This window comes from Rhizobacter sp. P1_G5, from assembly GCF_056405435.1.
In genome coordinates, this window is sequence record NZ_JBFUCB010000344.1 from 1 (window position 1) to 6407 (window position 6407).

Annotated in this window: 9 protein-coding genes and 1 tRNA gene; 7 read left to right on the forward strand and 3 right to left on the reverse strand. The window is 68.2% G+C overall.

Annotated features, from left to right (window positions below; genetic code table 11):
* The 6 genes from AC1D12_RS21145 to AC1D12_RS21170 form a co-directional block, all read left to right on the forward strand.
* On the forward strand, positions 1-591 hold a 591-nt coding region (locus tag AC1D12_RS21145; RefSeq protein ID WP_477842662.1), incomplete at its 5' end, for a cytochrome c-type biogenesis CcmF C-terminal domain-containing protein.
* Positions 588-1133, forward strand: a complete 546-nt coding sequence (locus AC1D12_RS21150) for a DsbE family thiol:disulfide interchange protein (protein ID WP_465112507.1) — start codon at positions 588-590, stop codon at positions 1131-1133. The genes AC1D12_RS21145 and AC1D12_RS21150, both read left to right, overlap by 4 nt.
* Positions 1130-1594 (forward strand): cytochrome c-type biogenesis protein, encoded by a 465-nt coding sequence (locus AC1D12_RS21155; RefSeq protein ID WP_477828924.1) that lies wholly within the window; start codon positions 1130-1132, stop codon positions 1592-1594. The genes AC1D12_RS21150 and AC1D12_RS21155 overlap by 4 nt, the downstream gene beginning before the upstream one ends.
* A gap of 1 nt (position 1595) precedes the next feature.
* A complete protein-coding gene (gene ccmI / locus AC1D12_RS21160; protein WP_477842664.1) occupies positions 1596-2858 on the forward strand; it encodes a c-type cytochrome biogenesis protein CcmI in 1263 nt (420 codons plus the stop codon).
* A 131-nt stretch (positions 2859-2989) separates the two neighbouring features.
* Entirely contained in the window at positions 2990-3211 is a 222-nt protein-coding gene (locus tag AC1D12_RS21165) for a hypothetical protein (protein ID WP_047511883.1), read from the forward strand.
* A gap of 108 nt (positions 3212-3319) precedes the next feature.
* Positions 3320-3682, forward strand: a complete 363-nt coding sequence (locus AC1D12_RS21170; protein WP_477829336.1) for an HrpB1 family type III secretion system apparatus protein — start codon at positions 3320-3322, stop codon at positions 3680-3682.
* A 30-nt stretch (positions 3683-3712) separates the two neighbouring features.
* Here the strand turns inward: AC1D12_RS21170 and AC1D12_RS21175 are convergent, their stop codons facing one another.
* Entirely contained in the window at positions 3713-4189 is a 477-nt protein-coding gene (locus AC1D12_RS21175; RefSeq protein ID WP_477842666.1) for an RES family NAD+ phosphorylase, read from the reverse strand.
* Positions 4186-4722, reverse strand: coding sequence for an Xre family toxin-antitoxin system antitoxin (locus AC1D12_RS21180; protein ID WP_477842668.1), 537 nt, complete (start codon positions 4720-4722; stop codon positions 4186-4188). The genes AC1D12_RS21175 and AC1D12_RS21180 overlap by 4 nt, the downstream gene beginning before the upstream one ends.
* A gap of 372 nt (positions 4723-5094) precedes the next feature.
* Between AC1D12_RS21180 and AC1D12_RS21185 the strand changes: the two genes are divergently transcribed.
* Positions 5095-5946 (forward strand): alpha/beta fold hydrolase, encoded by an 852-nt coding sequence (locus AC1D12_RS21185; RefSeq protein ID WP_477842670.1) that lies wholly within the window; start codon positions 5095-5097, stop codon positions 5944-5946.
* A 92-nt stretch (positions 5947-6038) separates the two neighbouring features.
* On the opposite strand, the gene AC1D12_RS21190 is transcribed toward AC1D12_RS21185, so the two are convergent.
* Positions 6039-6128: transfer RNA gene (locus tag AC1D12_RS21190), tRNA-Cys, on the reverse strand.
* Between the last annotated feature and the right edge of the window lie 279 nt (positions 6129-6407).

Consider the following 6407-nt stretch of genomic DNA (forward strand, 5'->3'; position numbering starts at 1 on the left):
GTCGCGAGCAGCGTGTTCCAGATCCGCGCCCGCCTGAAATCGGGCCGGCCGCCGCGCGCCTACTGGGGCATGCACCTGGCCCACATCGGCATCGCGACCTTCGTCGTCGGTGTCACGATGGTGAAGGGCTACGAGGTCGAGAAGGACGTGCGCATGGCCGTCGGCGAGACCGTCGCGCTCGGCGGCTACACGGTCAAGCTGCTCGGCGTCAACGAAGTGCGCGGCCCCAACTACATCGCGCAGCGCGGCGACGTCGAGCTCTCGCGCGACGGCCAGGTGCTGCGCACGCTGAACCCCGAGAAGCGCAACTACCTGTCGTCGCAGATGCCGATGACCGAGACCGCGATCGACAGCGGCCTCACGCGCGACCTGTACGTCTCGCTCGGCGAGCCGCTGGAAGCCACCCCGGACGGCAAGGCCGCAGCCTGGAGCGTGCGGGTGTACTACAAGCCCTTCGTCGTGTGGATCTGGCTCGGCTGCCTGCTGATGGCCGCCGGCGGCGGGCTCGCGGCCAGCGACAAGCGCTACCGATTGAAGCTGAAGCAGCGGGTCGGCCTGCCGGTGTCAGGCGCCACCGGAGCGGCGGCATGAAGAAGTACTTCCTGATCCCGCTGGTGCTGTTCGCGGTGCTGGCCGTGTTCCTCGCGGTCGGCCTCAACCACGATCCGCACGAGGTGCCGTCGCCGCTGATCGGCAAGCCGGCGCCGATGTTCGCGCTGCCGCGGCTCGATGCATCCGCGGGTGTCGCAACAGACGCGGCGAAGTTCAGCCCGCAGGAGATGCGTGGCAAGGTGTGGATGCTGAACGTCTGGGCCACCTGGTGCGGCCCGTGCCGCCAGGAGCATCCGGTGCTCGTCAACTTCGCGAAGCTGAACCTGGTGCCGGTGGTCGGCCTGAACTACAAGGACAAGGGCGACGACGCCAGGCGCTGGCTGACCGAGTTCGGCAACCCGTATCTCGCGACCGCGGTGGATGCCGATGGCCGCGTCGGCATCGACTACGGCGTCTACGGCGTGCCCGAGACCTACCTGATCGACAAGACCGGCACGATCCGCTTCAAGCAGATCGGCCCGCTGACCCCCGAAGTCCTGAGTTCGAAAGTCATTCCCATGCTCAAGGAGTTGGGCGCATGAGGTGGCTCGTCATCGGGGCCGCGCTGGCCCTCGCCTTCACCTGCAGTGCACGCGCCGCCGACGCACCGCCGCTGGCCCAGGACCAGGTCGTCGAGGCGCGGCTGGTCGGCATTGCCGAGGAGCTGCGCTGCCTGGTGTGCCAGAACGAATCGCTGGCCGGCTCGCGCGCCGACCTGGCGGAAGACCTGCGCCGCGAGATCCGCACGCTGATCCGCCAGGGCAAGACCGACCAGGAGGTGATGGACTACCTGGTCGCCCGCTATGGCGATTTCGTGCGCTACCGGCCGCCGATGAAGCCGACCACGTACCTGCTGTGGCTGGGGCCCTTCGCGCTGCTCGGCGGTGGGCTGGTGGCACTGGTCACCTTCCTCCGCCGCCGCACTGCGCCCGATGCGGTCGCGCTCACCGCCGATGAGCAACAGCGTGCCGCGGCCCTCCTGAACAACGACAAGAACCCCTGAGATGGCAACCTTCCTGATCGCGGCGGCCCTGCTCGTCGCCGCCACCCTGCTCGTGCTGCTGCGACCGTGGCGCCGCGCCGCCCAGGCGGCCCGGCGGGACGACCTGACCGCCCGCGACGCCAACACCGCCGTCTACCGCGACCAGCTGGCCGAGATCGACCGCGACCTCGCGGCCGGCACGCTGCTGCCCACCGACCACGAGCAGGCGCGCAGCGAGCTGCAGAAGCGGCTGCTGGCCGATGCCGGCGCGGCCGAGCCGGCGATGGCGCCGCTCACGTCGGGGCGCGGCACGATGATCGCGCTCGCGATCGCGCTGCCGGTGCTGGCGGCGGGCCTCTACGCCTGGCGCGGCACCCCGTCCGCACTGGTCCCGCCCGCGGCGCAGCACAGCGACGTGACGCAGCAGCAGATCGAGCAGATGCTGGCCACGGTGGTGGCGCGCGTCGAGAAGAACCCGAACGATTCGAAGGCCTGGATGGTGCTCGCCCGCTCGTACCGCGCGATGGGCCGGCTGGCCGAGTCGGCGAACGCCTTCGAGAAGATGGGCCGCGAGACGCTGGACCGCGACCCGGTGCTGCTGACCGAGTACGCCGACGTGCTGGCCAACCTGGCGAAAGGCGACCTGCAGGGCAGGCCGCTGAAACTGGTGGAGCAGGCGCTGGCGCTGGACCCGAACCACGCGATGGCGCTGTCGATGTCGGCGACGGCGGCCTACCAGCGGCAGGATTTCAAGACGGCGGCGGCGCAGTGGCAGCAGCTGCTGCCGATGCTGCCGCCCGAATCCGACTACGCGAAGTGGGTCGTGCAGACGCTGGCCGAGCTGCGTGCGGGCGGTGGGGCAGCTTCCGCACCCGTGGCCGCAGCGGCGCGTGCCGCGTCGCCGGCGACCGCTTCCGCGAAGCCGGCCGCCACCGCTGCCGCGACCGCGGTCAGCGGGCGCGTGACGCTGTCCCCTGCCCTCGCGTCGAAGGTGCAGCCCGGCGACACGGTGTTCGTGTTCGCGCGCGCCGTGCAGGGCCCGCGCATGCCGCTGGCCGTCAAGCGCGGCCTGGTGTCCGACCTGCCGATGGACTTCGTGCTCGACGACTCGACCGCGATGAGCCCGGAGTTCAAGCTGTCGAGCATGGCCGAGGTGCGTGTCGAGGTGCGGGTGTCGCGCAGCGGCAGCGCGACGCCGTCGGCCGGCGACCTGATCGGCCAGGGGCCGGTCGTGAAGCCGGGCGCCACCGGGGTCGCGGTGCAGATCGACCAGATCCGGCCTTGAGCGTTGCACGCGTGATGCCTTCGCATCGGCATCGCGCGCTTCGCATCCGGACCGGGGGCACGTGCCCGCTCCCGGCGAGACTTCCTTTCAGCGCAGTCGTCCCGACGGCGTCCCCACTGAAAGGAACTCACATGCCCATTCCCGCAATCGGTCTCGCGCTGTCCCGCGCCCTTCCCGCCGCCACGAACCTGCTGAGCAAGGCCCCYGGCCTGCAAGGCATCAGCAGCCTGCTCGGCGGCGGCGGTGGTGGCGATCAAGCCCAGGGCGCCCAGCAAGGCGGCCCGGGCGGTGCTGCCAGCTCCATCATCCAGCGCCTGAAGTCGATGATTCCGGGCGCCGGCGGTCAGGACTGACCCGGCACGACGCCTTGAAGATCGAACCGCCGGACAGGCCGCATTGCGGCCGCGTCCGGCACCCTTGATGCGTCCGCGACACGGCGGACCGCTTTCCGGAAGCCCGTCATGAGCCTGCACACCGAAGACGACATTGCGCAAATGAGCCGGGAGATGATCGGCGCGATCACGGCCCACGAACTCGACCGCGCCGAAGCGATCTGGTTCCAGCTGCGCGACCTGTCGAACGTCGCGCCGTCGGCACTTGCCATCGGCGCCTTCATCCCGATCCTGCACAACCGGCCGATCGATGCGCTGCACTTCCTGAACACGCTGCCCGACGACTGTGCGCCGGACCTGAAGGCCTTGTGCATGTACCTGATCGGCGACCCGATCTGGCACCTGGAAGCCAACGCGCTGGCCGAGAGCCCCGATCCGCTGATGCGCTCGGCGATGCGGCAGTTGCTGGAGACGAGCAGCGCCGTCAACTGAGGCTTGCGTCGCGACACGTGGCGTCGGCCTTCAGCGTCCGCGGAACAACCGGTTGTATTCGAACGGGCGGACGACCTGGGCAGACAAGGCCTTCGCGCCGGGATGCAACGGGTTGATGAGGGCTGCAGACTCTTCGGGAACGATGACCGAGGGCATCTCGAGGATCGCCRCCGTCATGCCGCGCAACCAGTCGGCGCCCGCCTGAGCGCTGGCACGCCCCGCCGGAATGGCAGCCCACGAAGGCGCGAGCCGGGACACATCCAGCACGTTCCTGGCGGCCCAGACGCTGTCCGGAACATCGATCCGCACCAGGAACCTGTTCAGGGGCAGGCCTGAATCATCGACGTGCGCCGGGGTCTCGAGCACCGCCATGGCAATGGTCGGCGCCGTGTACAGCGCGGGCTGCCCGTCATCGTTCCACCGGCCAGGGCTCTTGGCGGCCCCGCTTCCGCTCAGATCGTCTGCCGCGTACCTGCGCGTCTCGGCCGCAATCCGCCACAGAATCATTGGTACGCACCGCTCTCGATGGCGCCGAGCAGCTTCGTGACGACCGCCAGCCCCGTGGGCGTGTCGATGAAGTCCGCGGGCTTGCGCCCCCCGAGCGCGGGCTGCGGTGTCTCCAGCCATTGCCCGAGCCACCTGGCGGAGTCGAAGCCCTTGGCTTCGGGCGCGGTCGAGTTGTCGACGATGTCCCGGGCGATCCCGAGCAGCCTGGCCAACCCGAGTGCAGCGCGCCCGCCGTTGCCGGTGAGCAGTTCGCCCGCAGCGACCTTCTTCTCGGCCGTGGCCTTCGGCACGCCGAGGATGTCGAACATGCGCTGCGCCGGGATCTCCATGCGCCTGGACAGGTCCTTCACGAAGATGCCGGCAACCCCTTTGCGCTCGGTCTCGATCAGGCGCATCGGGTCCGCGGCATGGACGTTCATCACGAAGTCGTCGATCCCCTTGCTCGGGCTGTAGGTGACGTTCGTGATCGACACCGCCTTCGACGTGGCCTTGCGCCCAGGCACCTGCTGCGTCGTGCTCTTCAATCCGACCACTGCAATCTCCGTCTATATGGAGACGAAGTGTAGCCTCGATATGGACGAATCTTCAGTACCCCTATCAGCCCGGATGCGCAGCGCTACGCCGAACACCTGGCCGCGCAAGGCCTGCACGCGCAGGTGCGCAACCAGGACGACAGCCTGCGCATCATCGACAAAACTGCCGCAGCAGGGCCGCGGTGTACTCCGACGGCCGGAAGACATCTTCTTCGGACATGGGTGTCGGGCTCGTGATGACACCGGCATGCTGCCGCCGGACGCGTGGTGGCGGCCATCGGCGGATTGCTGAAATTGCGAGGGCGTGGGGCTGATATCGCTGGACGGGAACACGGATTGCCCACGTCTTTGACCAGACGACAAGGGAAATCGATGGACAAGATCAAGGTCGCGGGCCACGGCGTCGAGATCGCGTTGCGAATGGCCGGTGTCGCGAGCCGTCCGGCGCTGTTGTTGCTGCACGGATGGCCCCATTCACATGCGCTCTACGAGCCGGTGCTTCGCGACTTGTCCGAGCGCTTCTTCGTCCTCGCGCCCGATCTGCCGGAGATCGGCGAGTCTCGTGGCGCGCCACGATCAGCCGAGAAGACGGCGCTCGCCGACGTGCTGATCGCTGCGGCCGAGCAGGCGGGTGGCAGCGACATCATCGTCGCAGGCATCGACGTGGGCGGCATGATCGCTTTCGCCGCCGCCCGCGACCACGGCCTGCGCATCCGTGGCGCGGTCGTCACCAACACCGTCGTGCCCGGCCTCGATCCCTGGGGGAAGCTGCTTGCCGATCCACACATCTGGCATTTCGCCTTTCACGCGATTCCCGACCTGCCCGAGACGATGGTGCAGGGCCGGCAGCGGCCGTACTTCGACTACTTCACCAACATCCTGGCGGGTGACGCCAAGGCGGTGACCGAGGCGTACCGAGCGCGCTTTGCCGAAGCCTATGCGCGGCCCGAGGCCTTGAAGGCTGGCTTTGATTGGTACCGAGCGCTCGCCGCCGACGCCGAGCACAACGCGCATCCGAAGGCCATTGAAACGCCGCTCTTGTACCTGCGTGGAGACGCCGATGGCCGTTCGCCGGATGACTACCTGCCCGGGTTGCGCAAAGCCGGTGTACGCCATCTCACGAGCGCGGTGCTGGCGGGCAGCGGCGAATTCGCGCCGCTCGAGGCGCCGTGGGCTTTTGTGGAGGCGCTGATGGACTTTGGGGCATCCATGACGAGATCGTGAGCTGGCGTCTCGCAGGCCGCCCGATCGACACGGCAAGGAAGTCCCCATGGCCTCAAAACGCAAACGGCTCCCGAAGGAGCCGTTTTTCACTCTGGAGGCGCGGGCCGGAGTCGAACCGACCTACACGGATTTGCAATCCTCGGGCTCCCTTGCGATTCAATGCGATAGTGAAAAACCGCGCCATTCTCGCGGCAGGCCGTCATGTCCTCGACGCTCTCGACTAGCTGCTTAGAAGTCTGATCGTCGATCGAGCGCCACGGCGGATGCGCGCGACAGTTGCCTAACTCTGGATCTGGGCGAGGCCACAGGCCGGACGCGGGCTGCCAGGACCCGGTTAGACGCACGGACGAACCGGTTTGCGGATGCCGCCGCGCCATGGTCGAATTTGATTCAGTGGACTTGGCTTGACAGTTCCTTTGGCGAGACCGTTCCCAAATCGCTCCAAGTTAAGTCCTTGATCC

What these genes read in the sequence shown, in the direction of transcription:
- AC1D12_RS21150 (WP_465112507.1), top strand. Translation starts at nt 588, where the DNA reads ATGAAGAAGTACTTCCTGATCCCGCTGGTGCTGTTCGCGGTGCTGGCC.
- AC1D12_RS21155 (WP_477828924.1), top strand. Translation starts at nt 1,130, where the DNA reads ATGAGGTGGCTCGTCATCGGGGCCGCGCTGGCCCTCGCCTTCACCTGC.
- ccmI (WP_477842664.1), top strand. Translation starts at nt 1,596, where the DNA reads ATGGCAACCTTCCTGATCGCGGCGGCCCTGCTCGTCGCCGCCACCCTG.
- AC1D12_RS21170 (WP_477829336.1), top strand. Translation starts at nt 3,320, where the DNA reads ATGAGCCTGCACACCGAAGACGACATTGCGCAAATGAGCCGGGAGATG.
- AC1D12_RS21185 (WP_477842670.1), top strand. Translation starts at nt 5,095, where the DNA reads ATGGACAAGATCAAGGTCGCGGGCCACGGCGTCGAGATCGCGTTGCGA.